The 26,743-nt window shown below is 67.7% G+C and carries 21 protein-coding genes; 9 read left to right on the plus strand and 12 right to left on the minus strand.

The features are described from left to right. The first annotated feature begins 65 nt into the window (after positions 1 to 65). Positions 66 to 428 (plus strand): nuclear transport factor 2 family protein, encoded by a 363-nt coding sequence (locus A5727_RS20150; RefSeq protein WP_068253885.1) that lies wholly within the window; start codon positions 66 to 68, stop codon positions 426 to 428. Between the two features lie 89 nt (positions 429 to 517). Here A5727_RS20150 and A5727_RS20155 read toward each other — a convergent pair whose 3' ends face one another. Together A5727_RS20155 and A5727_RS20160 are read right to left on the minus strand one after the other, a co-directional pair. Beyond that, positions 518 to 1,624: an acyl-CoA dehydrogenase family protein gene (locus tag A5727_RS20155; RefSeq protein WP_068253888.1), complete on the minus strand. Its 1,107-nt coding sequence runs from the start codon at positions 1,622 to 1,624 to the stop codon at positions 518 to 520. Between the two features lie 9 nt (positions 1,625 to 1,633). Continuing rightward, complete coding sequence (locus tag A5727_RS20160; protein WP_068253891.1) at positions 1,634 to 2,794, minus strand: acyl-CoA dehydrogenase family protein; 1,161 nt, start codon at positions 2,792 to 2,794, stop codon at positions 1,634 to 1,636. Between the two features lie 136 nt (positions 2,795 to 2,930). On the opposite strand from A5727_RS20160, the gene wrbA reads away from it, so the two are divergent. Further along, entirely contained in the window at positions 2,931 to 3,539 is a 609-nt protein-coding gene (gene wrbA, locus A5727_RS20165; RefSeq protein ID WP_068253894.1) for an NAD(P)H:quinone oxidoreductase, read from the plus strand. A 15-nt stretch (positions 3,540 to 3,554) separates the two neighbouring features. Here wrbA and A5727_RS20170 read toward each other — a convergent pair whose 3' ends face one another. The 7 genes from A5727_RS20170 to A5727_RS28410 all read right to left on the minus strand — a co-directional run bounded on the left by A5727_RS20170 (position 3,555) and on the right by A5727_RS28410 (position 15,765). Then, on the minus strand, positions 3,555 to 4,349 hold the full coding sequence (locus A5727_RS20170) for an ABC transporter permease (RefSeq protein WP_231992173.1): 795 nt from the start codon (positions 4,347 to 4,349) through the stop codon (positions 3,555 to 3,557). A 32-nt stretch (positions 4,350 to 4,381) separates the two neighbouring features. Further along, the gene (locus A5727_RS20175) at positions 4,382 to 5,263 is read right to left on the minus strand and encodes an ABC transporter ATP-binding protein (RefSeq protein ID WP_157521473.1); all 882 of its coding nucleotides are present in this window, start codon (positions 5,261 to 5,263) and stop codon (positions 4,382 to 4,384) included. Next, positions 5,260 to 10,797, minus strand: coding sequence for a type I polyketide synthase (locus A5727_RS20180; protein ID WP_068254361.1), 5,538 nt, complete (start codon positions 10,795 to 10,797; stop codon positions 5,260 to 5,262). Before A5727_RS20180 ends, A5727_RS20175 begins: the two co-directional genes overlap by 4 nt. Positions 10,798 to 10,896: 99 nt before the next feature. Next, a complete protein-coding gene (locus A5727_RS20185; protein ID WP_068254359.1) occupies positions 10,897 to 12,654 on the minus strand; it encodes an NAD(P)/FAD-dependent oxidoreductase in 1,758 nt (585 codons plus the stop codon). Beyond that, a complete protein-coding gene (locus A5727_RS20190; RefSeq protein ID WP_082949919.1) occupies positions 12,647 to 13,954 on the minus strand; it encodes a cation:proton antiporter domain-containing protein in 1,308 nt (435 codons plus the stop codon). The genes A5727_RS20185 and A5727_RS20190 overlap by 8 nt, the downstream gene beginning before the upstream one ends. A 324-nt stretch (positions 13,955 to 14,278) precedes the next feature. After that, positions 14,279 to 15,565, minus strand: coding sequence for an MFS transporter (locus tag A5727_RS20195; RefSeq protein WP_068253900.1), 1,287 nt, complete (start codon positions 15,563 to 15,565; stop codon positions 14,279 to 14,281). A gap of 74 nt (positions 15,566 to 15,639) precedes the next feature. Next, a complete protein-coding gene (locus tag A5727_RS28410; protein WP_286150208.1) occupies positions 15,640 to 15,765 on the minus strand; it encodes a hypothetical protein in 126 nt (41 codons plus the stop codon). Positions 15,766 to 15,784: 19 nt separating this feature from the next. On the opposite strand from A5727_RS28410, the gene A5727_RS20200 reads away from it, so the two are divergent. Beyond that, the gene (locus A5727_RS20200) at positions 15,785 to 16,399 is read left to right on the plus strand and encodes a TetR/AcrR family transcriptional regulator (protein WP_068253903.1); all 615 of its coding nucleotides are present in this window, start codon (positions 15,785 to 15,787) and stop codon (positions 16,397 to 16,399) included. A 123-nt stretch (positions 16,400 to 16,522) separates the two neighbouring features. Next, entirely contained in the window at positions 16,523 to 17,380 is an 858-nt protein-coding gene (locus A5727_RS20205; protein ID WP_068254364.1) for an alpha/beta fold hydrolase, read from the plus strand. Positions 17,381 to 17,591: 211 nt separating this feature from the next. Here A5727_RS20205 and A5727_RS20210 read toward each other — a convergent pair whose 3' ends face one another. Both A5727_RS20210 and A5727_RS20215 read right to left on the minus strand, forming a co-directional pair. Continuing rightward, positions 17,592 to 18,392, minus strand: coding sequence for a mycofactocin-coupled SDR family oxidoreductase (locus A5727_RS20210; RefSeq protein WP_068253906.1), 801 nt, complete (start codon positions 18,390 to 18,392; stop codon positions 17,592 to 17,594). Then, a complete protein-coding gene (locus A5727_RS20215) occupies positions 18,392 to 19,966 on the minus strand; it encodes a flavin-containing monooxygenase (protein WP_231992177.1) in 1,575 nt (524 codons plus the stop codon). The genes A5727_RS20210 and A5727_RS20215 overlap by 1 nt, the downstream gene beginning before the upstream one ends. Before the next feature lie 169 nt (positions 19,967 to 20,135). Here A5727_RS20215 and A5727_RS20220 point away from each other — a divergent pair, with 169 nt between their 5' ends. The 5 genes from A5727_RS20220 to lipP1 all read left to right on the plus strand — a co-directional run bounded on the left by A5727_RS20220 (position 20,136) and on the right by lipP1 (position 25,466). Then, a complete protein-coding gene (locus A5727_RS20220; protein ID WP_068253911.1) occupies positions 20,136 to 21,188 on the plus strand; it encodes a ferredoxin--NADP reductase in 1,053 nt (350 codons plus the stop codon). 73 nt (positions 21,189 to 21,261) lie between these two features. Then, complete coding sequence (locus A5727_RS20225; protein ID WP_068253914.1) at positions 21,262 to 22,443, plus strand: acyl-CoA dehydrogenase family protein; 1,182 nt, start codon at positions 21,262 to 21,264, stop codon at positions 22,441 to 22,443. 14 nt (positions 22,444 to 22,457) lie between these two features. Next, entirely contained in the window at positions 22,458 to 23,375 is a 918-nt protein-coding gene (bphC, locus tag A5727_RS20230; RefSeq protein ID WP_068253917.1) for a biphenyl-2,3-diol 1,2-dioxygenase, read from the plus strand. A gap of 274 nt (positions 23,376 to 23,649) precedes the next feature. Further along, positions 23,650 to 24,519: an IclR family transcriptional regulator gene (locus tag A5727_RS20235; protein ID WP_068253920.1), complete on the plus strand. Its 870-nt coding sequence runs from the start codon at positions 23,650 to 23,652 to the stop codon at positions 24,517 to 24,519. After that, the gene (lipP1, locus tag A5727_RS20240; RefSeq protein ID WP_068253923.1) at positions 24,516 to 25,466 is read left to right on the plus strand and encodes a LipP1 family hormone-sensitive lipase; all 951 of its coding nucleotides are present in this window, start codon (positions 24,516 to 24,518) and stop codon (positions 25,464 to 25,466) included. The genes A5727_RS20235 and lipP1 overlap by 4 nt, the downstream gene beginning before the upstream one ends. Here the strand turns inward: lipP1 and A5727_RS20245 are convergent. Then, positions 25,412 to 26,647, minus strand: coding sequence for an NADH:flavin oxidoreductase (locus A5727_RS20245; RefSeq protein WP_068253926.1), 1,236 nt, complete (start codon positions 26,645 to 26,647; stop codon positions 25,412 to 25,414). The two genes, lipP1 and A5727_RS20245, sit on opposite strands and share 55 nt — an antisense overlap. Between the last annotated feature and the right edge of the window lie 96 nt (positions 26,648 to 26,743).

Consider the following 26,743-nt stretch of genomic DNA (forward strand, 5'->3'; position numbering starts at 1 on the left):
GATGGACAGTCGTCATGATGAGCAGTGGTTGACTCTCCCCCTGCGGGACACCGCACGCTGACGGCATGGCACTGCGACACGAGAACTCCACCGTCACCTCAGATGAGCTGCCCGCCGCGGTCACCACCTGTCTGCGGGCACTCCGGGATCGGGATGCGGCCACCGCCCTCACCACCTTCGCCGCCGACGCCGAGGTGACCGATGAGGGCAGGACGGTGCGCGGACGCTCAGCCATCGCCGACTGGCTCAGCTCGGCGGGCAGCGAATTCACCTACACCACAACGTTCATCACCGCCACCATGCCCGACGCATCGAACGTCGACGTGCTCCAGCGCCTCGACGGTGACTTCCCCGGCGGGGTGGCCGAGCTGCACCACCGGTTCACCCTCGTCGGCGGCCTCATCCGCCGGCTGGTGATCGAACCCTGAACCCGTGAGACGACGAAGACCTCCGGACGGAGGCGGCCTCACCGGCTCGCACTCCACTCGGAGGTCTTCGAACACTCCCACTCAGGGGGCTACAGCATCGCGATCTCGTAGTCACCGAGCCCGGCGCTGAGCACGCGCAGCTGATCCTGCGCCGACCCCAGCGTGTGGTCGATCGCCGTGAGCCGGGCCGCGTAGTGCGCGACCGGGTATTCCGCGGTGATGCCGATGCCGCCGTGCAGCTGGATCGCCTCCTGGCTGATGTGCCGGCCCGAACGGGCGATCTGCAGCTTGGCACGCGCCGCGATCGTCGGGTCGAAGACACCGTCGGCGATCGACATCGCGGCATAGAGGTTCATGCTGCGGGCCAACTCAAGCGAGACGTACATGTCGGCGGCGCGCTGGGTGAGCGTCTGGAACGTGTTGAGTGTGACGCCGAACTGCTTGCGGCTCTTCAGATAGTCACTCGTCAGGCGCAGCGACTCCTCCATCGCGCCAAGTGCCTCCGCACACAGCGCCGATTGAATCCGGATCAGCACGCGTTCGATGGCGGACCCGGCGTCGACCGCCTCGCCGAGCGGGATCGCGGGTGCGCGGTCCAGGTCGACCTGCGCGCCACGCTGACCGTCGAAGGTCTGGAAACCCTTCCTGGCCACGGCATCCCCCTGGACCAGGAACAGACCGGTGCCACCGTCAGGCAGCGTCGCCGTGACCACCAGGGTGTCGGCGGTGTCACCGGCGAGCACCGGGTTCTTCCGGCCGGTCAGCACCCATGCGTCGCCATCCCGCTCGGCGGTCGTGGCGACCGCGGCACCTGCACCGCGCATGCCGGGCTCGGTGTGCGCGAACGCCAGCAGCAGCCTGCCCTCGGCGACCTCGTCGAGAAGCTTCTTCTGCTCGTCGGTGCCCTGCTCCGCGATCACCGAGCCGGGCGCCAGCGCGGCGTGCAGCAGCGGCTCGGGTGCCAGACGGCGACCGAATTCGGTGAGCACCGAGGTGATCTCGAGCTGGCCGGCTTCCTCGGGGTCGAATCCCAAACCGAGGATGCCGATGTCGGCGAGCTGGCTCCACACCTCGCGGCTCCAACCGAGGTCGGTGGCGATGACCTTGTTGCGACGTTCCACGTCGTAGCTGCGGGAGAGCAGATCGCGGGTGGTGTCGCGCAGCAGTTCCTGCTCGTCGGTGAGTTGAAAGTCCATGGTCCTACCTCACAGTCCGAGGATGGTCGAAGCGATGATGGTGCGCTGAACCTCGTTGCTGCCGCCGTAGATCGACGTCTTGCGGTAGTTCAGGTAGTGCGGCGCGCTCTCCTGCGCCCACGTCGGCGAGGCGAGCTCGGCCCCGGCCTCATACGGCAGGGCGTCCGGGCCGGCCACCTCCATCATGAGTTCGGTGGTGATCTGCTGCAGTTGGCTGCCACGCAGTTTGAGCACCGATGATGCGGGGTTGGGCTGCCCATCGGCCGAACCGGCGGTGACGCGCATCTGGGTGAGTTCCAGTGCCAGCAGGTCGTTCTCGGTTTCGGCCAGCCGCGCCGCGAACAGCGGATCCTCCAGCAGGCCGGTCTCGGCGGCACGCTTCTTGACCTCGGCGAGGCGAACCTTCGTGGTGCCGACGTGCGCGATGCCGGTGCGCTCGTTGCCCAGCAGGAACTTGGCGTAGGTCCAGCCGTGGTTCTCCTGTCCCACCAGCTGGTCGGCCGGCACGCGGACGTCTTCGAAGAACACCTCGTTGACCTCGTAGCTGCCGTCGATCAGTTTGATCGGGCGCATCGTGATGCCGGGAGTCTTGAGGTCGATCAGCAGGAACGAGATGCCGGCCTGCCGCTTGGGTGCGTTCGGGTCGGTGCGCACCAGGCAGAAGATCCAGTCGGCGTACTGGCCCAGGGTGGTCCAGGTCTTCTGCCCGTTGACCACGTAGCTGTCGCCGTCACGCACCGCGGTGGTGCGCAGCGAAGCCAGGTCGGAGCCGGCTTCGGGTTCGGAGAAACCCTGGCACCAGAAGATGTCGAGGGCGGCTGTCGGCGGGAGGAAACGTTCCTTGATCTCCTGGGAACCGAACTCGGCGATCACGGGCCCGACCATCTTGGCGTTGAACACCAGGGGCTCGGGGACGCAGGCCAGCTGCATCTCGTCGAGCCAGATCTGGTGCTGCGTCAGCGTCCAGTCCTTGCCGCCCCACTCGATCGGCCAGTTCGGCACCGCAAGGCCCTGCTCATGCAGGATCTTGTGGCTGAGGACGATCTCCTCACGGCTCAGGTGCTGCCCCAGGCGAACCTTCTCGCGCAGGTCAGCGGGGAACTTGGTGGTGTAGATGGTGCGGAGTTCGTCGCGGAAGGCGGCTTCCTCCGGAGTCAGTGCGAGCTGCATGCATTTCAGGCTAGCCCACCGGTTGGTCGGGAAGTCTGAGAGCCGCCTGTTCTCACGAGTTCGTCCCCGGCCGTTCACCGACGCCGGGCAGTATGAGGTCACCGCAGGCACACCACCGACGGCTGGAGGGCTGGGCATGACGAAACTGGCAGTGATCTACTACTCGGCGACCGGGCACGGCACGAAGATGGCCGAACGCCTGGCCGCGGCCGGCGAACGCGCGGGTGCCGAGGTCCGGGTTCGGCACATCGCCGAGACGAGGGATCCGGCGACCTTCGCCCAGAACCCGGCCTGGTCGGCGAACTACGAGGCGACCAAGGACCTCCCCGCAGCGTCCGGCGACGACATCGTCTGGGCTGATGCGGTCATCTTCGGATCGCCCACCCGCTTCTCCAGCACCGCCGCGCCGTTCCAGGCCTTTGTGGACGGTCTCGGCGGTCTGTGGGCCCAGGGCCGCCTCGCCGACAAGGTGTACGCCTGCTTCACCTCCAGCCAGACGCAGCACGGCGGCCAGGAGACCACGCTCATCGGGATGTACACCTCGCTCATGCACTTCGGCGGCGTGCTGGTGCCGCCGGGATACACCGATGGCCTGAAGTTCGCCGACGGCAACCCCTACGGCGTCAGTCACGTCACCGGCCCGCACAACCAGAACGAACTCGACGACGCGACGTTGGCCGCGCTGGACCACATGGCCACTCGCGTCGTGACGGTCGCGGGAAAGCTGGCCGGCGCGGGCGGGTGACGCGGGCTGCGGGCGTCAGTCCCGGTCCGACCAACGGAAGACCGCCCGGCATCCGATCAACCCCCCGATGCTCCACGCCATCAACATGAGGAAGATGCGCCAATGTTCCCAAGCGCCTGCGGGTTCGATGGCCACCATCTCCGGCGGCAGCAGCACAGACCGGAAGCCCTGGGCCATCCACTTGACCGGGAAAGCCGAGCCGATCGCCAGCATCCACGTCGGCAACACCATGAGCGGCACGTAGGTTCCCGACAGGAACTGCAGACCCACCGCCGGTCCGTTGGTCAGCGCCGCGGCCGAGACCGCGTTGCTCGCGAGGTTACTCATCAGCACGCCCAACAGTGAGCAGCTGACGACACCCAGCACAAAGACCCATGACAGCGTGAACCACCCGAAGGCACTGGCGGGCAGCCGAAGTCCGAACACCAGCACACCGACCGCCAGCAGGATCACCGCTTCGGCGAGGCTGACGATGGCGACCAGCATGATCTTGCCGATGAAATACGACGTTGCGGTGGTCGGAGTTCCGCGGAGTCTCCGCAGCGCCCCAGTGTCGCGGTCGGCGGCGATGCTGATACCGAGGTTGATGAACGAGGTCGACAGGATCCCGTAGGCGAGCATGCTGGCCGCGATCACGGCGCCGGTGCTGATTCCAGTGCCGGGCAGCGGTGCCGAGAAGATCGACCCCAGCAGCAGGCAGATCACCGCCGGCATCGAGAACGTCAGCACCACCTGTTCGGGCCTGCGATAGAACATCTTCAGTTCGGGGACGACTCGGGAGAACCCGATACGTACCGGCGAAGGGAGCATCCCCCCGCCTCTTTGCACGACGCCCGACGGCATCACGTGTGCCCGATCAACTGCAGATACGCGTCTTCGAGAGTTGGTCGGGTGACGGTCAGTTCGGCCAACTCGGCCCCGTCGCGGCTGCGCTGCCGGATCAGTTCAGTGGGTGAGTCGGTGTGTTCAATGTGGACCCGGTCGCCCTCCACCCACCGAACCGTCGCGGTCATGTTGACGTGCCGGGTCAGGCTCGCCGGCGAATCCACCGCGACGACAGTGCCTTCGGCGATGACGGCGACGCGATCGGCGAGTGTGGCCGCCTCTTCAAGGTAGTGGGTGGTCAGCAGGATTGTGGTGCCGTCGGCCGCCAGAATCCGGATGAGGTCCCAGAATTGGCGCCGCGCCTCGGGGTCGAATCCAGTGGTCGGCTCATCGAGGAACAGCAGCTCCGGACGGCCGATGATGCCGAGAGCGACGTCGAGGCGGCGACGTTGCCCACCCGAGAGGGCCCTCACCCGTGACCCTGACGCAGCGCTGAGACCGACGAGGTCGAGCACATCGTCGAGGTTCCGCGGAGTCGGATAACAGCGGGTGAACATCTGCACGGTTTCGGCGACTGTGAGCATTCCGGCATCGCTGACCTCCTGCAACACGATGCCGATGCGTGCGCGCCACCTGCGACCGGCCTGCCCGGGATCTTCGCCCAGGACGTGTACCACTCCGGCGTCCCGTCTTCTGTTGCCCTCCAGAATCTCGACGGTGGTGGTCTTGCCCGCGCCGTTGGGACCGAGGATCGCGAACACTTCGCCGTATCCGACCTCCAGATCCAGGTCCCGCACCGCGACGGTGCTGCCGTAGGCCTTGGACAGACCCCGCACCTGCACCGCCCACCCGGGCGCACCGTCGGCCGCCGGTGGTCGCCGAACCTGCGCGCGGGTCACGACCGCGGCTCTCTCCGCTCCGGCCCGACCGCATCGTCCTCGATGCCGGCGAGCAGTTCCCCGAGTTCGGCCTCGGTCAGATCCTCCAGCAGCAGGTCCAGTTCGTCGGGGCCGCGCGTCGGCGCGTGGTCCTCGGCCACAGGCGCCGCCTGACCGTGAATGGCGTGCAGCTCGGCCAGGATCCGCGCCGACAACGAGTTCACACTGACCCCACGCAGGATCTCCAGCACCGGAAGGTCGATCGAGAACACCGTGTTGATCCGCACCCGGAAGTCCATCGCCATCATGGAGTCCAGGCCGATGTCGTCGAGGATGTCGTCGGGCTCGATGTCACCGACGGCGCAGTCGAATACGGCCGCAACCATCCGCTGCACCTGGTCGGCGACGACGGTCACCCGCTCCCCCTCGGGCGTCACCGCCAGGACATCGAGGATGGAGGTCTCGGCGGCGGTGTCGGAGTCGGAACTGTCACCGGCATCGAGGTCGGCGAACATCAGCGGCAGCCGGCCGCCCATCCCGGCGTGCCGCGCCCGGCTCCAATCCGCCGAGACCGCCACCACCGCGGCGACGTTCTGGTTGAGCATCCGGTCCAGGATTCGTGCGCCCACCGCGGGCGTGATCAGTTCAATCCCCCGCTGCGCGTACAACTTCTCGAGTTTGAGCTCCTCAACCATGCCCACCGACCACGGGCCCCACCCGATGGTCAGCGCCGGCAGGCCCTGCGCACGGAGATGGTGCGCGAAGGCGTCGAGATACGCGTTGCCGGCGGCGTAGTTGCCCTGGCCGGGCGCGGCGATGGTGGAGCCGGCCGACCCGAACAGCACGAAGAAGTCCAGCGGTTGACCACGCAGAACCTCGTGCAGCACCTGAGTTCCGGTGATCTTGGGCGCCACCACCTGCGCGTAGTCCTGTTCGGTGAGGGAGACCAGGAGCTGGTCGCGCACTGACCCCGCGGCGTGCACGATCCCGCGCACCTCGCGCCCGCCGCGGCGATGGTGTTCGCTCAGCCAGGCCCGGACCTGGTCGGCATCGGAGATGTCGACCGAGGCGATGTCGACCTGGGCGCCTCGCCGTTCGATGGTCCGAATGGTCTCGACGGCTGCGAACTGGGGGTGGTCCTTGACCAGCTCGGTCCAGCGCCCTCGTGGCGGCAGCGCGGTGCGGGCCAACAGCGTGATGTGCCGGGCACCGCGCTCGGCGAGCAGGGTTGCCACGACGCGCCCCAGTGCGCCCGTGCCACCGGTGACCACGTAGGTCGCGTCGGCGGCGAGCTTGGTGGGGAACGGGTTGGTCAGGGTCTGGCACGGCCGCAGCCGCGGCACGAAGGTGGTGGCGCCGCGCAGTGCGAGCTGGTCCTCGGCGTCCGCGCTGAGCACGTGCGCACAGATTCGGGATGCGGTGTCGTGGCAGTCATCCGCATCGTCGACATCGATCAGGCCGCCCCACCGCTCGGCCATCTCCTGGTGACCGATGACCCGGCCGAGTCCCCAGATCGCGGCCTGGTCGAGCCCTGTGAGGTCGGTTCCGGGTGCGGGTTGGGCGTTGGCGGTGACCAGGAACAATCGCGGCGCGACCGTGCGGTCGGCCGCCAGCGCCTTCACCAGGCGCAGCACGGTGTGGGCGCCGATGTCGTCGGACGCGGCGCGGCTGGGCGACATGTCCACCGGCCAGCAGTCGATGATGCCGGCGATGCTCCCGGCCCGCAGCGCACAGTCGGTGATCCGCTGGTTCCACTCGTGCGGGGTGGGCGCGGGGCCGCCGCGGTGCCGCACCACCTCGACGTGGTGTCCGCGCCCGCGCAGATCGTCGGCGACGGCATCGCCGAACCCGGATTCGTCGGCCAGAACCAGCCATCCCGCCGTCGACGCGGCGTCGTCTTCCGTTGGTGCAGCGCATTTTTCGAACGCGGCCCGCTGCTCGATAATTTGCTTCTCCACCCACTGGAGCTCGTACAGGCTCTTGTCGATGTGCTCGGTGGACATCCGCGACGACGTCCGCAGCGACTGCACGGTGAACCCGTCGAAGACCGCAAGGGTGACCCCGGAGCGGTCACTGACCGTGATGTCACAGTCGACGGCATCGGGTCCCGCCGCGGCGACGCTGACGTGCACGGTCATCTTCTGCGCGGGTGGACCGTAGACCGCGCAGTGCCGGATCCGGGTCGGCAGATAGGGGTCGTCGCTGCCCTGCTGTCCGGAGAACGGGGCGCCGAACAGGGTTTGGAAAGCCGCGTCGATGAGCGCCGGATGGAATCGGTGCTGACTCAGGTCGTCGGCGATGGCGTCCGGGACGGCGATGTCGGCGACGGCCCAGTCGTGACCAGCGGTCACGCTCGTCACCGAACGGAACGCCTCGCCGTAGTCGAACCCGAGATTCTCGGTGCGACGGTAGAACTCCTCGCCGCTCATCGACGTGACCGGACCCGCATCGTCGCCGTGCTCGACACGACGGTGTGGGAATCGCGCGAGTGTGTTGAGTTCGGCTGTCGCGCAGATCATCCACTTGAGATCCCCGTCGGCGGTCGCGGTGAACGCGGAGAACTCGACCGAGCCGTCATCCTGGTTGAGCGTGGTGCGCAGGACCGGATCGCAGGTGTCGTTGAGCAGGACGGCGCGGTGCAGCACCAGGTTGTCGACCGCGAGATCGGACCCATAGGTCTCCCGCCCGGCGGCCAGCGCCATCTCGACGTACACCGCGCCCGGCAGCACCACCGAGCCCTGCACTCGGTGCCCGGCCAGGAACTGCGTGCTGCGGGTGCTGATCTCGGCCTCCCAGGTGGGATGCACGCCCCGCACAGGCTGTCCCAGCAGGGGATGCACCGGCTTGTAGTGCAGCGTCTCCTCGGCCTCATGGCTCTCATTCCAGAATCGCTTCAGCTGCCAGGGATAACCTGGCAGCTTGAGCAGTCGCGCACCGGCGCGCGGCTGGAGCGTCGTCCAGTCGAGATCCCGGCCCTGGCAGTGCAGCACGCCGAGGCAGTTCAACAGCGCTCGGACGTCGTCGTGACCGCGACGCTGCGCGGCGATCACCGACACCCGTTGCGCACCTGCGGTTTCCAGGATTGACGCGGCCAAGACGGGATGGGGTCCCAGTTCGACGAAGTGGGTGTAGCCGTCGTCGAGCATGCGACGCAGCGCCGGTTCGAACAGGACGGTCGCGCGAGTGTTCTGCCACCAGTACGCCGCACCGGCGTCATAGCGGTCCAGGACTTCACCGGTCACGGTCGAATACAGCCGTGACGAAGCGGTTTTCGAGGACAGCCCGGCCAGCGCGGCCATCAGTTCGTCTTTGATCGACTCCATGTGGTGGGTGTGGTAGGGCACCGCGACCGCCAGCCGGCGATGGAAGACCTCGGCTCGCACCAACTGCTGCTCAAGCTGTGCCAGCACGTCGGCGTCGCCGGCGACGGTCACCGAGGACGGGCTATTGATCGCCGCCACCGACACGCCACGGTCGAACTGCTGACGCAGTTCCTCGTCGATGGTCTGCATGAGACTCGCAGCGTCGAGACCGACGGCGATCATCTCGCCCCGGCCGGTGGTGCGCTGCTGCAGTCGGCTGCGGTGGTGGATGACGTGCACGGCCTGTTCGAAGGTGAGCAGGCCGGCGAGGTGGTGGGCAGCCACCTCCCCGGCGCTGTGCCCGATCACCGCGTCCGCGGTGACCCCGAAGTGGGCCAACTGCTCGGCCAGGGCCACTTGGATCGCGAAGTTGGCGGGTTGGGCGATCTCGGTTTCACCCATCCGCGAACGACTTTCGTCGCGTTGAAGCTCCTCAAGCAGGGACCAGTCGGCATAGCGGGACAGTTCCCGATCGGTGCGCCGAATGCTGTCGGCGAACACCGGGAACCGTTCCAGCAGATCGCGGCACATCCCCCACCACTGCGGTCCCATGCCGGTGCAGACGAACGCGACCTTCGGTGCTGCGACCCGTTCGGTCGCGACCTGCCCGTCCTGCGCGAGGGCCTCGAGCTGTCGGCGGGCGTCTTCGACGTGCTCGACGGTCAACGCGACGCGGTGCGGCAGGTGGGCGCGACGCTGCCCCAGGGTGTACCCGAGGTCGGTCAGACTGATGTCGGGTTGACGCCCGAGATGCTCGGCCAGCCGGCCTGCCGTCGCGGTCAGCGCCTCCGCGCTGCGCGCCGACACCGGCAACAGGGTGGGCGACTCCGAGGAATCGGTCGCGGCGGCGGACACCGGGGCGGAGGCCGCAGCCGGCGGTTCGGCCAGCACCACATGGGCATTGGTGCCGCCGAAGCCGAAGGAGTTGACCCCGGCGACGCGCCGTGCACAGTCGGGGAACGGGCGGCCCGAGGCGGGGACGTCGAGTTTGAGGTCCGACAACGACACCTGCCTGGTGGGTGTTCGCAGGTGCAGGTTGGCCGGGATGTAGCCGTGCTTGAGCACCAGGGCGGCCTTGATCAGCCCGGCTACGCCGGCGCCGGCCTCGAGGTGGCCGATGTTGGTCTTGACCGAGCCGATCAGCAGGGGGGTCGACGACGGTCGATCTCCGGTCAGGGCACTCGCCAGCGCGCGCATCTCGATCGGGTCTCCGACCGGTGTCCCGGTGCCGTGCGCCTCCACATATCCCACTTCGATCGGCTCGACGCCCGCCCGCCGCAGCGCGGTCCGGATCGCGGCCTCCTGCGCCTCCTCGTTGGGCACCGTGATGCCGTCGGTGTGGCCGTCCTGCGACACCGCGGTGCCCAGGATCTGGGCATAGATGTCGTCACCGTCGCGCAGCGCCTGCGCCAGCGGTTTGACGACGACGACCGCACCCCCTTCGCCGCGGGCGTAGCCGTCGGCCGCGTCGTCGAAGGCCCGACTGCGTCCCTGCGGACTGAGGAATCCGCTCTTGGACTCCGCGATCGCGGTGTTCGGTCCGATCATGATGTTGACGCCGCCGGCGATCGCCGCGGAGCATTCGCCGTTCCAGATGCTCTGTGCCGCCAGATGCACGGCGACCAGCGAACTGGAACACGCCGTGTCGATGGTCATGCTGGGGCCGCGGAAGTCGAACGCGTGCGAGATGCGGTTGGCCAGCATCGTCATCATCATCCCGGTGGCCGAATGCGGCTTGAACCGGTACCGGCTCGTGCGCCCCTGGTTCTGCAGCAGCTGGTAGTCCAGGGTGAATCCGCCGATGAACACGCCGACATCGGTGCCGGCCACGGTGTCGGCGGGCAGACCGGCGTCCTCCAGCGCCTCCCAGGTGACCTGCAGCAGCAGCCGCTGCTGCGGGTCCAGCGAATGCGCCTCACGCGGGGAGATGCCGAAGAACTGTGGATCGAACTGGTCGATCTGGTCCAGGAATCCACCTCTCCGGGTGACGATCTTGCCGATCTTGGCCGGGTTGGGGTCGTGGTAACGCGCGGCGTTCCACCGGGTTTCCGGGACGTCGCCGGTGGCGTCGACCGCGCTGCACAGCAGCTTCCAGAAGCTCTGCGCGCAATGGGCATCCCCAGGAAGCCGGCATCCCACTCCGACGATCGCCAGCGACTCGTGGCTGCTCGGTGAGCGGTCGGTCACAGGCATCAGCACCCCCTGGTCGCACGAAACGGCTCTTGAGTACTTCGTCACCGCCGTGAGATTGGATGGGTACCCGCTGGGAGATGGCGCAACCTGTCGCCCGAGTCAGGTGGCCGCCAGTGCCGTGGAGGCGGTGACGATCCAGTCGGGGCTGAGCGGGTTCACCGCCTGTTCACGCCGGTGCACCGAGCGCAGTTCACGCAGCAGCGGGTCGGCCTGCCAGGCCTGCACCTGCCGCATGGCGGCGTCGTCGTCGAACCGGGTCGAGGTGTCCGCCAGCACGAACTCGGCGAGTTGCCCCGCGACGTGGCGCAACAGTGTGGTGTTGGCGTCGAACTGCGCGGCGAAATCCGGGCTCGGGCCGATCATGGCGGCGTGCAGGGTCACCATGAAGCCCAGCGGCCGGTACATGTCGACGAAGGGCACCGTGACCGCGGGGTCAGCGACCGCGGCCCATTCCCGGAAGAACCGCTGCATGCGGTTGCTCAGCGCGATCACCCCGCCCAGTTCGGGCACGAACTCAGGTTCGTCGGCCACCCGGACGAAACGGTTGTTGCTGTAGAGCAGACCGATGAATCCCCAGTAGAACGCGATGTCCCAGACGACCTTCGCCGACATCACCGCCGGCGACCCCATCAGGCGGTACTGGTCCTGGTAGACCGCCAGCCACATCTCGGCCAGGGACCGGAACAGTGAGTCGCTGATCGCCGAGCGCGGGACGACGTCCTGACCGTCGAGTTCACGGACGATCATGTCGGTGATCAGACCGTTGCCGATGGCCACCAGGTCCAGCCCCGACGAATACAGCGGGTCCAGGAACACCCCGGCGTCGCCGGTGACGCACCAGCGCTGCCGACCGTCGAAGACCTTCTCCGCGGCGTGGCTGTAGCGCTTCATGACGCGGAAGTCCCTGATCTGATCGTGGTGCTCGGCCAGTTCCGCGGCACACTGCGGTTCGTGGCGGCGCAGCCACTCCATGGCTTTGGGCAGCGTGTTGAACTCGGTGAACGCGTGGACGGCCGGGTCGGCGACGATGCCCACGCTGGTCGCCCCCGAGGCGAGGCGGATCAGCCACACCCAGTACCCGTCACCCATCAGGTGGTTGGTGGACAGTGCGCGGTCACCCTCGACCAGACGCTGGTGCCAGCGCGGGTCGGCCGTCCACCGACCGACGTCGATCTCGGTGGCGATCCGCAACCAGACCGCGTTGCAGCGGTGTCCGGTGGGCTGCCTCAGACCGAGCTGGCGGGTCAGCACCCGGTTGCGACCCGAGGCGTCGACCACCCAGCGTGCCGTCGTGTCCGATGTGCCGGCGTCGGTCTGGATCGAGACGGTGTGCCTGTCGTCGCCGACTCCGACGGTCCGCACCCGGCCCTGCACGACGGTCACGCCGGCCGACAGGCACCGCCGATACAGCTCGTTCTCGAGCCTGCCGCGGTCGATCTGATGGGTCACCTGGGGGACGAAGGAACTGCTGCCCAGTTCCATCCGGGTTGCGATGTCGGTGTTTCCGTTGTCGGAGAAGAACATCCGCAGTCCCATCTTGCGGATGTGCGCGGTGGTGAGGTGATCGGTGAGACCGATGCGGTCCCGCAGGTAGTGCGCGGACACCTCGACCGTGGACTCACCCACGGTGTGCGTGACCTCGGGCACCGGATGACTGATCGGCTCGACGAGCAGGATCCTGGTCTGGGACCGCTGGGCCCGGATCTCCAGCGCCAGCGTGAGCGCGGCGACCCCGCCTCCGACGATCGCCACGTCGTGATCTGCTGCCGACGGCGCCGATGCGGCCATCCGCTGCCCGAGTCGGCGCGCCAACGCGGCCCGAGTCTCGGTGTCGAGTTCGTCCAGCCGGCTACGCACGTCCACGCGAGTACCCCTTTTCGGCCGGCGCCCGCACGCCGGTGTTGTGACCGTCGGGCGCGGTGGCCGTCCCGCGGTGGCGGCCGTACACGAACTCGAACACCGGCGAGGCCATCAGCGTGGTGACGATGGCGACCAGCACCAGAATGGTGAACAGGGTGGGCGTGATGATGCCGGCCTCGAGTCCGATGTTGAGCAGGATGAGTTCGATGAGCCCGCGGGCGTTCATCAGCGAACCGAGCGCGACGGATTCGCGCATCGGGACCCGGCTCATTCGCGCGGCCAGCGCGCACGCCACGCCCTTGCCGAGGACCGCCACGACGAGCAGCGCCAGGGTGACCGCCCACAGCGCCGGGGTGTTGACCAGGCCGATCTGCGTGTTCAACCCCGAATAGACGAAGAACAGCGGCAGCAGCAGCCTGGTGGTCAGCGGTTCCAGCCTGTCGGTGAGCAGCGGAACGAAGACCCCCGACGGCATGGCCGCCCCCAGGATGAAGGCCCCGAAGATGGCGTAGATGCCGATGGTGTCGGTGAGCCAGGCACACGCCATGAGCAAGATCAGCACAGTGCTGAGCACCGGTGGAGTGATGGCCTGCTGCTGCTCGGCCGTGGTGCCGAGCACCCTGAGGGCCCGGCGTCCGACGGTGAACAGCACCAGGGTGTAGATCAGTCCGCCGACGATCGCCACCACCGCCATGCCCGGACTGGCGCGGTGCACGGCCAGTACGACGGCCAGCACGCACCAGGAGATGGCGTCGGACGTCGCACCGCACGCCAGCGCCAGCGTTCCCAAAGACGTTCCAGACAGCCCCTTTTCGAAGATGATGCGGGCCAGCATGGGAAAGGCGGTGATCGCGATGGCGGCGCCCAGGAACATCATCGCCATGCCGAGGGTGACCCGCTCACCGAAGAATCCCCCACTGTTGAGCAGCGGAATGGCCACCAGCGCACCCAGTGCCAGCGGGACCGCGGTGCCGGCAGCCGACACCGCTGCGGCGGTGCCGGCGCGGTGTCGGACGTGGTTGACATCGAAGTTGAGGCCGATGATGAACATGTAGAGCACCAGGCCGATCTGCGCCGCCGTGTAGAGCATGGTGTTGGCGGTGCCCGGCGGGAACAGAGCGTTCTGCAGGTCGGGTGACACCCGGCCCAGCAGTGACGGCCCGAGGACGACCCCGGCGACCATCTCGCCAACCACCTGCGGCTGGCCCAACCACCGCGCCGCCAGTCCTGCGGCTCGGCACGCGGCCAGGATCACGGCCAGTTGCAGGAAGAAGTGGATGGCGATGTCGGCGGGCATGGTTCACCACCACCGGTTCGGCGTGCCGGCCGGGGACATCGGCGGTCTGAGCGTCGCTCGATACGACACTCCGCCAATGTAACCACCGCGCCGACCGCGACCCAGCCGTCAGACGGCGCCCGCGATCACCCTGAACGGGCGCATCCCGTCCCCCTCAAGCTTGTCAGCGATGCCCGAAAGACGTTGTCATGCAGTCTGTTCCGTGACAGGTTCGGCACCCGGGCGCACCATGCCCAGGGCCCGGTCAGCCGCCTCGGAACTGGTCACCGACTCGTAAGATGGCCGACTGGTCCAGGCAGCCTCTCGCGACCTCGTCACGCTGAGTCACAGAGACTGGAGATCACTGCCCCGGGTCTCACCGACGCGCCCGATGGCCAGGATGGTGATCAGGCCGCACCCTGCCGCAATCATGATCAGAGGCGTGCTCGAGACCTCATCGGCCAGGATCGCGCTGGCGATCAGCGGGGTGAATCCGGCACCCAGCAGCGCGGCGAACTGATACCCCATGGACGCGCCGGTGTAGCGGGTCGCGGTGCCGAACATCTCCGAGAACAGCGCACCCAGTGGGGCGAACATCATCGACTGCAACACCTGCGCGACCATCATCGCGGCCAGGAACAACGCGTATGAACCCGTGTCGACCAGCGCGTAGAACGGCCACGCGTAACAGACGATGCCGACCGCTCCGGTGATCACCACGACGCGGCGGCCGAGCCGGTCCGATGCCGCCGAGAATGCGGGGATCGTCACCAGGGCGGTCGTCGACGTGACCACCAGCGCCGTCATCACGTCGGTGCGGCTGTACCCGATCCCGGTGGCGTAACTGATCATGTACGTGCTGATCAGGGCGGTCAGCGCGAAGGGCCCGATGCCGACCGCGCAGGCGAGCAGCAGGTTCCGGGGTCGCCGCAACACCTCGACCAATGGCGGACGCGCCGGCGGAGGTGACTCGCGGGCGTGTTCGAACACCGGACTCTCGGTGACCGAGAGCCTGACGTAGATCCCCAGACCCAGCAGCAACGCGCTGAGCAGGAACGGAACTCGCCACCCCCATGACTCGAAGTCGCTGTCGGGCAACAGCGTGATGACCGCGACCACGCCCACCGACAACAGCGATCCAATGGGCGAGCCCATCTGCATCACGCCATTCCAGAACCCGCGCCGGTCGGAGGCGGCGTGCTCGGCCACCATCAGGGTGGCACCGCCCCACTCCCCGCCGATGGCTACGCCTTGAATCACGCGCAACGTGACCAGGAGAATCGGCGCCAGGACACCCACGGTGGCGAAGGTCGGCAGCAGCCCGATCAGGAAGCTGGCACAACCCATCAGCACCATGGTGAGGACCAGCATCGACTTGCGGCCGACCCGATCACCGAAGTGCCCGAACAGGATTCCACCCACCGGGCGTGCGACGTATCCGGCGGCCAACGTCCCGAACGCGGCGATCGTCGCGACGGCGGGATCAGAGTCCGGGAAGAAGACCATGCCGAAAACCAGCGCGCTCATCGTGCCGTAGACGAGGAAGTCGTAGTACTCGATCGCGGTCCCGAGCAGGCTGGACAGCGCGACACGCCGAATCGAGGCGGTGTCGGTCGAGACGGGCGCACTCATCCGATGAGTATCGATCGCAACGGCACGGCCACATCGTGGGGCGACACCGCAGTCCGCGCCGAAACGTGTCTCGCTCAGCGGGAGGCGACGGCGCCGTCACCGGATGGCGGTGCGCCCCGCGGCAGTGCGGGCGGCGAGTTCCCGGTGAACGAGAGCCGGTCACCCATCCGGCCCATGCCGGCCTTACAGTCCGTGACCACCAGATGAGGTGGAGGGGAATTGACTCGCACTGATCGCGGCGGCCGTCGCGACCGAATTCTGAAGGCCGCCCTGGAGCAGGCCCTCGACGGCTACGACGCAGTGCAGATGCGGGCCGTGGCGGGTTCGGCCCGGGTGTCGGCGAGCACCGTCTACCAGCATTTCCCCTCCAAGGACGATCTGCTGCTGGAGTGCTTCAGCCACTGGCTGAGCACGTTTGAGCCCGGCACCGCGCTCGCCGAGGCGGGGTTGGCCGATCCGCACAGTCAGCTGATGAGCGTGGTTGGATCGCTGACCGACCAGATGTCGTCGCAACCGCGATTCGCAGACACCGTGGCGCGGGCGTACCTGCACGCGGACGGTCTGGCGGTGGGCAGAGCCGAGCTCGTGCGGGATGCGCTCATCGACCTGTTCGCCGATGCGATGGACGCGAGCCGGACCACTGGGCTCCGGCACCATCGGCACGTCGCGGCGTTGGTGGCCGACGTGTGGCTCACCAATGTCCAGGCCATCGCCCAGGGCCGGAGAACATTTCCTGACCTGCACCAGCGTTTAGCGCGGACGATCTCGATCATCGCCGCCAACGCCGGCACCCAGCCAGCTGATCGCGTCGAAATGCTGGTACTGGGGGCCTGACCCGCCCGCCGAGTCTGCGCTCACTCAGTCAACCAACCTCCCGCTCACCCGTCCCCACGACTGTGATTCGCTGTCGAGACGGCGTCTGATCAGATTCGGGCCGTCAACTACAGGAAGGTGAAGATGCCGACTTTCACTCATGAGGACACCTTGCGGGAAGTCTCCACGCCCCGCGGTGTGCTGCGCTATCACGAGGCCGGCGACGGGCCGCCGCTGCTCCTGCTGCACGGATCGGGTCCCGGCGTCACGGGGTGGCGCAACTACCGCGGCAACCTCGCGGTCTTCGCCGAGCACCACCGCTGCCTTGTCCTGGAGTTCCCGGGCTTCGGGGTCAGCGACGACTTCGGCGGGCACCCCGTCATCGACGCACAGGGCGCCGTGGTTCAGTTCGCCGACGCCCTCGGCCTGGACCGCGTGGACATCATCGGCAACTCCATGGGGGGTGGGGTCGGAATCAACTTCGGGATCAACAATCCCGAGCGGGTCGGCAGGCTGGTGACGATCGGCGGGATCGGCACCAACATCTTCAGCCCCGGTCCCAGTGAAGGCATCCGACTGCTGCAGGAGTTCACCGAGGACCCCACCCGGCAACGTCTGATCGACTGGCTTCACTCCATGGTCTACGACCCGGCCCTGGTGACCGAGGAACTCATCGAGGAACGATGGGCGCTGGCCACCGACCCCGAGACGCTGGCCGCGGCGCGGCGCATGTACGGCAAGGCCGCCTACGCCGCCATGATGGAGATGATGCGCACGGCCGACTTCCCGATGCCGTGGGCCGTGATGCACAAACTCACCGCCCCAACCCTGCTCACCTGGGGCCGGGATGACCGGGTCAGCCCACTGGATATGGCGTTGATTCCGATGCGGACCATCCCGAACGCGGAGTTCCATGTGTTCCCCAACTGCGGGCACTGGGTGATGATCGAGGCCAAGGCCGCCTTCGAGCGGACTGTGCTGTCGTTCCTGGCGCAGGCCTGACGAGCGGCCACCGCACAATCGTGACCGCTTCTGGGGCGCCGGCGTACGAAGCGTCCCACGTCACCACGAGATAGGTGTGTGAAATGCCCACCTATGAGCGAATTTTCGCGTCCCCGGTGATCATGGGGTCCGAAAATCGCTCATAGGCGGGCATTCGAACGGGAAAGTTGAGGAGTTCGGGGTGTCGCCGCCCAGCGGCCCGACCCAGGGCTCACGCCTTCTGGGTCAGTCCGGCGTCGACCACTAGCTGCGTGCCCGTGATGTAACGGGCGGCGTCAGACGCCAGGAACACCACAGCGTTGGCGACGTCGACCGTTTCGACCCAGGGCACAGGAAGAAGGTTGCGTGCCGCAAGGACTTTGGCGGCATCCGCCTCGGTCGGGTTCTCGATGTCGGGACACAGCCTGCGGTAGGTGGCCTGGTTGCGCACCGTCGGCGTCGCGACCGCACCGGGGTGGACCGTGTTCACCCTGATGCTGCGCGGTCCGAGTTCGTTGGCGAGCGTGCGCGCCAATCCGACCACGGCGTGCTTGCTTGCGGTGTAGTGCGCGGTGTTGGCGGTGCCGCGAATACCGTTGGTGGAACTGATGATCACGACAGATCCCCCACCGGGACCGATATGGGGGACCGCCGCCTTCACGGTGTGCCAGACCCCGGTGAGGTTGATATCCAGGGTGTCCTGCCAGGCCTGAGAAGTCAGCTCCCAGGTCGGGGCGCCCGGTGCGTGGATGCCGGCGTTGGCGACCACGACGTGCAGTGGCCCCACCTCCGCCACACCTGCCGCGACCGCCGCCGTCAGCGCATCGATGTCCCGGACATCGGCGACACCGACCACGCAACGGCGGCCTCGGGCGCGGACCGATGCCGCGGTGGCCTCGAGATCGTCGGCAGCGGCAGGGCTGTCGACCGCAATGATGTCGGCGCCGGCCTCAGCGAGTTGTTCGCAGTGCGCCCGCCCGGTCCCGCGACCGGCGCCCGTCACCACCGCGACCCTGCCTGCCAGGCCCCACATCACTGGGCCTTGAGGAGGGCGAATCCCTTGTATCCGGCGTTGGCCACGTCCGCGCAGATGTCGAGATAGGTGGCGAAGCCGCCGATGAAGAGCATGAACACCCGAGGCTTCCCGGGCACGTTGGCACCCATGTACCACGAGTTCGCCTTCGGGAACAGCGTCGCATCGGCACGCTGGTTGCACTCGGCGATCCAGTTGTCCACCGCGTCCGGCGTGGCCTCGATCGCGTCGTATCCGTGCTTGTCGAGGTGACCGATCGCCTCCGAGATCCAGTTGATGTGGGCCTCGGCGTGCAACACCATGTTGGCCAGGACCGCGGGCGCACCCGGGCCGGAGACCAGGAAAAGGTTGGGGAAGCCGTCGACACCGAGCCCCAGATAGGTGCGGGGGCCATCGGCCCAGTCGTCGACGAGACGCTCGCCACCCCGGCCGATGATGTCGATCTTGGCCAGGGTTCCCGTCATCGCATCGAACCCGGTGGCCAGCACCACGGCGTCGACGTCGTAGTGGGCGTCGGAGGTTTGAATGCCGGTCTCATCGATCGCCTCGATCGGCGTCTTACGGACACTCACGAGCTTGACGTTGGGGCGGTTGAAGGTCTGAAAGTAGTTGGTGTCGGTGCAGATCCGCTTGGTGCCGATGGGGTGGTCATTCGGGATCAGCAGTTCGGCGACCTCGGGGTCGTCGATGACCGCCCGGATCTTGGCCTCGTAGAACCTGCGGGCCTCCTCATTGGCCTCGAGGTTGAGCATCTGGTCCGAGAACGTCTTCGAGAACAGCACACCGCCCAGTTCCCAACGCTTCTCGAAGGCCTCCTGCCGCTCCTCCGGCGTGGCCTCCATGGTCAGCTTGGGATGAGCCACATGCGGCGATCCGCCCCCGCTGCGCCACGACATCCGGCGCCGTTCGGCGTAGGTCGCCTTGGCGTGGGCGATCTCGTCCGCCGTCAGCGGCCGGTTGCCCGCGGGGACACTGTAATTCGGCGTGCGCTGGAAGACGTAGAGCTGACTCGCCTGCTCGGCGATGTGCGGAATCGACTGAATGCCGGACGAACCGGTCCCGATGACCGCGACACGCTTGCCCGTGAAATCGACACCCTCATGCGGCCAGTGCGCGGTGTGGTGGACCTCGCCCCCGAAGGTGTCCAGGCCCGGGATGTTCGGTGTCAACGGCGATGAGAGCGGCCCAGTCGCCATCACCACGAAACGCGCCGTGACCACTTCACCGGTGTCGGTGCTGACAGTCCACCGAAGGGTGTCCTCGTTCAGAACGGTCGAGACCACTCTGGTGTTGAAGGTGATGCCGGAGCGCAGGTCCAACTTGTCGGCGACCCATTTGATGTAGTCGAGGATCTCGGCCTGGGTGGCGTACTTCTCAGTCCAGGTCCACTCCTGCTGCAGTTCGTCGGAGAACGAGTAGCAGTAGTCGAGGCTCTCGACGTCGCACCGCGCGCCCGGGTACCTGTTGAAGTACCACGTGCCGCCCACTTCCGGGGCGGCCTCGAACACCCGGACGGACAGGCCCTGCTCACGGAACTTGTGCAGGGCGTATAGGCCGCCGAATCCGGCGCCCACCACAACGACATCGACATGGCTGTTGGTCGCGGTACTCACGTCGCGTACGGTAAGCCGCCCGCGGACAGGCGCCCGGCGACGCTTCCCAGTCAACGGGCATTGGGATATTTCTCCCGGCCACCGGTGACACCGGTCCTGTGGCGGCCTCACCGAGGTCAGAATGCGTGCCATGTCCGACGCCGAATCCACAGGAGCCACCTCGCGCGCCGTTTCGCTGACCGTCACCGCGGTCATCGATGAAAGCCACGACACCAAGTCCCTGGTGTTCGCCGTCCCGGACGAGCACCAGTCGCGGTTCGAATACCGGCCCGGCCAGTTCCTCACCCTGCGCATACCCAGCAATCAGACCGGTTCGGTGGCCCGGTGCTATTCACTGGCCAGTTCCCCGCACACCGACGACGCCCCGAAGGTCACCGTCAAGCGCACCGTGGGCGGATACGGATCAAACTGGTTGTGCGACAACGTCGCCGTCGGCGACACCATCGACGTGTTGCCCCCGGCCGGGGTGTTCACGCCACAGGATCTGAACGCCGACTTCCTGCTGTGGGCGGCCGGCAGCGGTGTCACTCCGGTGATGTCGATCCTCAAGTCGGTGCTCGCCGGGGGCACCGGTCGGGTCGTGCTGTGCTACGCCAACCGTGACGAGCGCTCGGTCATCTTCGCCGCCGAGCTGCGCGAGTTGGCGGCCCGCTACGCGGGACGCCTCACCGTTCTGCACTGGCTCGAGTCCATCCAGGGTCTGCCCACTCGTGCGCAGATGGGCGGTTTCGCCCGCATGTTCAACGGCCACCAGTCCTTCATCTGCGGACCAGAACCGTTCATGGCCGTGGTCAAGGATGCCCTCACCGAAGCGGGCACTCCTCGCGAGAACATCCACCTGGAGGTCTTCCAGTCCCTGACCGGCGACCCGTTCGCCGAGGTCCCCATCGAGGACATCCCGGACACCGGCGAGGCCGCAGCGGCCGAGATCTCCCTCGACGGTCAGCTCCACACCCTGCGCTGGCCCAAGGGGCACAACCTGGTGGACGTGATGCTGGCGGCGGGCATCGAGGTGCCCTTCTCCTGCCGGGAGGGCAACTGTGGGTCGTGTGTGGCCACAGTGGTCGAGGGTGAGATCGACCGCGGTAACGCAGCCATCCTCGAAGAGGAGGACATCGCCGACGGGCTTTTCCTGGCCTGCCAGGCCCGCCCGCAGTCGGAGACGGTCCGGGTCGAGTTCTGAGCACGGGTGAATCCGGCCCGCTCATCGGGAGAGGCCTGGCGGACAGGCACCCCGCCGATCCACCATTGTGAGCATGACAAAACGGGTGATCGACAGCGTCGCCGAACTCGCTGATCAGCTCCGCGAGCAGGCCGCTGAAGCCGAGAAGATCGGCAGGTTGACCGACGACACGGTCAAGGTCATGAAGGAGATCGGCAGCATCCGGCTGCTTCAACCGAAAAGCCATGGCGGCCTGGAGGTTCATCCCCGGGAGTTCGCCGAGACCGTGATGGCCACGGCCGCGCTGGATCCCTCCGCCGGATGGATCAACGGCGTGGTCGGTGTGCATCCCTATCAACTGGCGTACGCCGATCCGCGCGTCGCCGCCGAGATCTGGGCCGACGACGTCGACACGTGGGTGGCCTCGCCCTACGCGCCCCAGGGCGTCGCCCGGCCCGTCGACGGCGGTTACATCTTCAACGGCCGCTGGCAGTTCAGCTCCGGTACCGACCACTGCGACTGGATCATCCTCGGCGCCATGGTCGGCGACGCCGACGGCGTGCCGCTGATGCCGCCGCAGATGCTCCACATGATCCTGCCGCGCAAGGACTACGAGATCGTCGAGGACTCCTGGGACGTCGTGGGCCTGCGAGGCACCGGCTCCAAGGACGTCATCGTCAGCGACGCCTTCGTCCCGGCGTACCGGACCATGGACGGCATGAAGGTCATGGACGGCACCGCGCAGCGGGAGGCCGGCATGACCGAACCGCTCTACCTGATGCCCTGGTCCACGATGTTCCCGTTGGGCATCTCCTCGGCCACGATCGGCATCGCGGAGGGCGCCCTGGCCGCCGCGCTGGACTATCAGCGCCAGCGGGTCAATTCCAGTGGCGTTGCGATCAAGGACGACCCCTACGTCATGTACGCCATCGGTGAGGCCGCCGCCGACATCAACGCCGCCCGCCAAGAACTGCTCGCCAACGCCGACCGCATCTACGACATGGTGGCCGCGGGCAAGGAGGTGTCGTTCGAGGACCGGGCGGCGGGGCGGCGCACCCAGATCCGTGCCGTCTGGCGCGCGGTGTCCGCCGTCGACGAGATCTTTGCGCGCTGTGGCGGCAACGGAACCCGGATGGACAAGCCGCTGCAGCGGTACTGGCGTGACGTCCACGTCGGCCAGGTCCACGCGATCCACACCCCCGGCACGATCTATCACGCATCGGCGCTCAGCTCCCTCGGCGTCGATCCGCAGGGCCCGCTGCGGGCGATGATCTGAGAGGACGACCTTCGATGACGACCACGCCCCTGGTCAAAAGCCTCGGCTACGTGCGTATTCAGGCCACCGACATCGAACGCTGGCGCCAATTCGCCTTCGACGTCCTGGGATTTGCGCAGGGCAGTGGCCCTGACGCGGACTCGCTGTACCTGCGGATGGACGAGCGGTCCGCCCGCATCATCGTGTCCCCCGGTGACACCGACAAGGTTGTCACCGTGGGCTGGGAGGTACGCGACCGCGCAGCGCTGAACGATGTCTGCCGCGCACTGGATTCGGCCGGCGTCCCCTACAAGGAACTCTCGCTGGCCGAGGCCGACGCTCGACGCGTCGAGCAGGTCATCGCCTTCGACGATCCGGCCGGCAACGCGCTGGAGGTGTTCCATGGTCCGGTGCTCGACCACAGTCCGGTCGTCACCCCGTTCGGCGCGAAGTTCGTGACCGGCGGCCTGGGACTGGGTCACGTCGTGATGCCCGCCCTGGACGTCAACGGGTTGTTCGAGTTCTACACCGAGGTGCTCGGCTTCCTGTCCCGTGGCGCGTTCCGGGTTCCGGTGCCGCCGGAGTTCGGGCCCGTCCGGGTGCGGTTCCTCGGCGTCAACCAGCGTCACCACAGCCTGGCGCTGTGCCCGGCCTCGACACTGCGCGATCCGGGCCTGATCCACCTCATGGTCGAGGTCGACACCCTCGACGCCGTCGGGCAGGCGCTGGACCGGGTCAACCGGGACGGATTCCGGCTGTCGTCCACCCTGGGGCGACACACCAACGACAAGATGGTGTCCTTCTACGTCCGCGCACCGGGTGATTGGGACATCGAGTTCGGCACCGACGGCATGCTGGTCGAAGAGAACGAGTACACCGCCGAAGAGATCACCGCCGACAGCTACTGGGGCCACCAGTGGGTCGACGACCTTCCGGCGGCCATGCGGCCATGACGTTCGGGCGCTGAGCGGCCGGTTTCCGTCCCGCGAGCGGCCCCTTTTGTACGCATTTCACGGCGTGGCGCCGTACAGACACGGGCGCTCGCGGGGGGATGCCAGCGCGCTCGCCGTAGGTGAGAGAGAGCCGGGCAGCACATACGTGCTGCCCGGCTTTTCTGCGTGCTCGGACGCGCATCATCGGCATCTATGTGACAGCAGACACATATGTGTGATAGATATATGCGCATTAGGCATATGCCTATTAGGAGTATGCAGCCCTGGAGGATCCATGACCGCGTCCATCGCCCCGCCCGCGCCCAGCACCAAGCCGGCGACGCCCGAAACGCCGAGCGCCGTCATCGACCGCGTCTCCCTCGTCCTCGACGCGTTCGACGGACCGGGCCGACTCACGTTGGCGCAGATCGTGCGCCGGACCGGGCTGCCCCGTTCGTCCGCACACCGGATGCTCGAGCGCCTCGTGCAGCTGCGCTGGCTGCGCCGCAACGGCCGGGACTACGAACTGGGCATGCGCCTGGTCGAACTCGGCTCGCTGGCCGTGCACCAGGACCGGCTGCACCGCGCTGCCATCCCCACGCTGCACGAACTGCATGCGGCCACCGGGCTGGTGGTCCACCTCGCCGTCCTCGAAGGCTCCGATGTGGTCTACATGGAGAAGGTCGGCAACCGGATGGCCGCGGCGATCCCGACCCGGGTGGGCGGACGTCAGGCGGCGCACTGTACGGCCGTCGGCAAGGCCATGCTGGCCTTCGCCGACGAGAGCGATGTCGCGCTGTGGGACGCCGAGGTGCTGCCCCGCCGAACCAAGTACTCGATCTCCACGCACGCCCAGCTGCGCAGCGAGCTGGCGAAGGTCCGCTCGCATGGCATCGCCTTCGACCGGGAGGAGTCCCTGCCGGGCTTCGGATGTGTGGCCGCGCCCATCGGGGACCCAGGCGAGGCGGTTGCGGCGGTGTCGGTCTGTGGACCGATGAACCGGATGATGTTCGACCAGCGGATGGTCGCGCCGCTGCGCATGGCCGCGATGGGTATCTGGCGCGCCGTGGAGGGTGGCCCGGTCCGCGTCGCGCCGACGCTGCAGCCGATGCGGCCACTGCGCGGCCACCCGGTCGCGGCGCCCGCCGCCAGGAAGTACGCATGAGCCTCGACCCCCAGATCGCCGGCATGATCGAGGCGCTCGACGCCGGGTTTCCGCCGGTGCAGACGATGACCGGCGAAGAGGCTCGGGCCGCGATCAGGTCGCGTTTCACGCCGTCCCCGTCCCCCGAGCCGGTGGCGGACGTGCAGGACCGCACCATCGGCGGCCCGGACGGACCGCTCCATGTCAGGATCTACCGCCCGACCGCCGCCGACGCCGGGCCGGTGCCGACTCTGGTCTACGCCCATGGCGGCGGATGGGTGTTCTGCGACCTGGACAGCCATGACGGGCTGTGCCGGGACTTCGCCAATCGTCTTCCCGCCGTGGTGGTTTCGGTGCACTATCGGCGCGCCCCCGAGGAGGGCCGCTGGCCCGCGGCGGCCGAGGATCTGTACGCCGCGACCAGCTGGGCGGCGTCGCACATCACCGAACTCGGGGACGACGCCGGCGCACTGCTGGTGGGCGGCGACAGCGCCGGGGGCAACCTGGCGGCGGTCACCGCATTAATGGCGCGTGATCGGCGCGGACCCGAACTCGCCGGCCAGCTGCTGCTCTATCCGGTCCTGGCGGCCGACTTCGACACCGAGTCCTACCGGCAGTTCGGCCAGGGGTACTACAACCCGCGTCCCGCGCTGCAGTGGTACTGGGACCAGTACGTGCCGGCGCACGCCGACCGGACCGACCCGTACGCGTCGCCGCTGCAGGCGAAGGACCTGACCGGGTTGCCCCCCGCCGTCGTGGTGGTCGCCGGACACGACCCACTGCGCGACGAGGGGTTCGCCTACGCCGAGGCGCTGCAGAGAGCCGGTGTGCCCGTCGCACAGCGCTTCTTCGAAGGCGGAGTGCACGGCTTCATGACCATGCCCTCGCTCGACATCTGCGAGCGGGCCCGCGCTCAGGCGTGCGCGGCCCTGTCGGAGTTCGTGGCCAGCGGCGCAGCGACGCCGTAGCGCTGATCGGGGTCGAGGACGCAGTGCGTGCGCCCGAAGACCGTCACCATGCACTTGTTGTTGTGGTTGCAGCGACTGCGCACCCCGGCGTCGGCGATCATCCTGTTGACCAGGTCCGGTTCGCGCAGCAGCGCCCGGCCCATCGCCATGAAGTCGAACCCCTCCCGCATCCCGGTCTCCAGGTGCTGCCGGTTGGTGATGCCGCCCAACAGAATGAGTTTGGTGTTGCGCACCACCGGCACGAACTGACGGGCCGCGGGCAGCATGTAGAGATCCTCGTAGGGATAGCTGCCCATCACCCGCTTGCCCATGATCCGCACTCCGGGCCGCAGCGCGGGCGGCATCACTTCGGCGAACTCTCGGACCGGCACATCCCCGCGGAACAGGTACATCGGCTTGAACACCGACGAGCCCTGCGTCAGCTCGATGGCGTCCAGCGCTTCGTCGGCGTCCAACAGTTGCACGGTGCGCAGCGCCTCGTCGATCCAGATGCTGCCCGGCAGGCCGTCATCCATGTCGAGCTTGGCGATCACGGCGATGCGGTCCCCGACGGTGTCGCGGACTCGCTGTGCGATCTCACGGACGAGCCGTGAGCGGTTGTCGATGTCGCCGCCGTACTCATCCTTCCGGCGGTTGATCCGCGGGCTGAGGAACGAGCTGGGCAGGTACAGGTGGCCGAAATGCAGTTCCACAGCGTCGAATCCGGCCTCGACCGCGATCTGTGCCGCGGCGGCGAACTGGTCGATGACGGCGCGGATCTCCTCGCGTCGGATCTCGCGGCAGTACGCGAACGACGTCGGGTTGATGAATCTGCTGGGCGCGACGGCGGTGACACCGGTCAGGCTCTTCTGCGCCACCACGCCGGCGTGGCCGAGTTGCGCCGAGATCGCGGCCCCCGCGGCGTGCACCGCGTCGGTGAGTCTGCGCAGTCCCGGCAGGGCCCGGGCATCCATGACGATCTGTCCCGGCGCGCTCGCCCCCTCCGGGGACACGCAACAGTAGGCCACCGTGGTCATCCCGACCCCACCCTCGGCGAAGCTGCGGTGGAAGTCGATGAGGTCGTCGGTGACCAGGCCGTGCGGCGAGCGGCCCTCCGACGTCGCAGCCTTGACGACCCGGTTGCGCAACTGCACGGGCCCGAGTTTGACGGGGGCGAACGGATCGGGGCTCAGATCGGTCATCTCATCACCGTTGACCTCGCGAGCGCGGTGGTCAACGGCGGTCTCCCAATGGCCGGGATCTCCTCGGCCCGCGCGACGGTGCCGTCCCTAACCTCG

Source organism: Mycobacterium sp. ACS4331 (assembly GCF_001667265.1).
Classification (GTDB): Bacteria; Actinomycetota; Actinomycetes; order Mycobacteriales; family Mycobacteriaceae; genus Mycobacterium.

Excerpts from the sequence above, each read along its gene's own strand:
- A5727_RS20150 (WP_068253885.1), top strand. The coding sequence starts at position 66 with ATGGCACTGCGACACGAGAACTCCACCGTCACCTCAGATGAGCTGCCC.
- A5727_RS20155 (WP_068253888.1), bottom strand. The coding sequence starts at position 1,624 with ATGGACTTTCAACTCACCGACGAGCAGGAACTGCTGCGCGACACCACC.
- A5727_RS20160 (WP_068253891.1), bottom strand. The coding sequence starts at position 2,794 with ATGCAGCTCGCACTGACTCCGGAGGAAGCCGCCTTCCGCGACGAACTC.
- wrbA (WP_068253894.1), top strand. The coding sequence starts at position 2,931 with ATGACGAAACTGGCAGTGATCTACTACTCGGCGACCGGGCACGGCACG.
- A5727_RS20170 (WP_231992173.1), bottom strand. The coding sequence starts at position 4,349 with ATGCTCCCTTCGCCGGTACGTATCGGGTTCTCCCGAGTCGTCCCCGAA.
- A5727_RS20180 (WP_068254361.1), bottom strand. The coding sequence starts at position 10,797 with ATGCCTGTGACCGACCGCTCACCGAGCAGCCACGAGTCGCTGGCGATC.
- A5727_RS20190 (WP_082949919.1), bottom strand. The coding sequence starts at position 13,954 with ATGCCCGCCGACATCGCCATCCACTTCTTCCTGCAACTGGCCGTGATC.
- A5727_RS20195 (WP_068253900.1), bottom strand. The coding sequence starts at position 15,565 with ATGAGTGCGCCCGTCTCGACCGACACCGCCTCGATTCGGCGTGTCGCG.
- A5727_RS20205 (WP_068254364.1), top strand. The coding sequence starts at position 16,523 with ATGCCGACTTTCACTCATGAGGACACCTTGCGGGAAGTCTCCACGCCC.
- A5727_RS20210 (WP_068253906.1), bottom strand. The coding sequence starts at position 18,392 with ATGTGGGGCCTGGCAGGCAGGGTCGCGGTGGTGACGGGCGCCGGTCGC.
- A5727_RS20220 (WP_068253911.1), top strand. The coding sequence starts at position 20,136 with ATGTCCGACGCCGAATCCACAGGAGCCACCTCGCGCGCCGTTTCGCTG.
- A5727_RS20225 (WP_068253914.1), top strand. The coding sequence starts at position 21,262 with ATGACAAAACGGGTGATCGACAGCGTCGCCGAACTCGCTGATCAGCTC.
- bphC (WP_068253917.1), top strand. The coding sequence starts at position 22,458 with ATGACGACCACGCCCCTGGTCAAAAGCCTCGGCTACGTGCGTATTCAG.
- A5727_RS20235 (WP_068253920.1), top strand. The coding sequence starts at position 23,650 with ATGACCGCGTCCATCGCCCCGCCCGCGCCCAGCACCAAGCCGGCGACG.
- lipP1 (WP_068253923.1), top strand. The coding sequence starts at position 24,516 with ATGAGCCTCGACCCCCAGATCGCCGGCATGATCGAGGCGCTCGACGCC.
- A5727_RS20245 (WP_068253926.1), bottom strand. The coding sequence starts at position 26,647 with ATGACCGATCTGAGCCCCGATCCGTTCGCCCCCGTCAAACTCGGGCCC.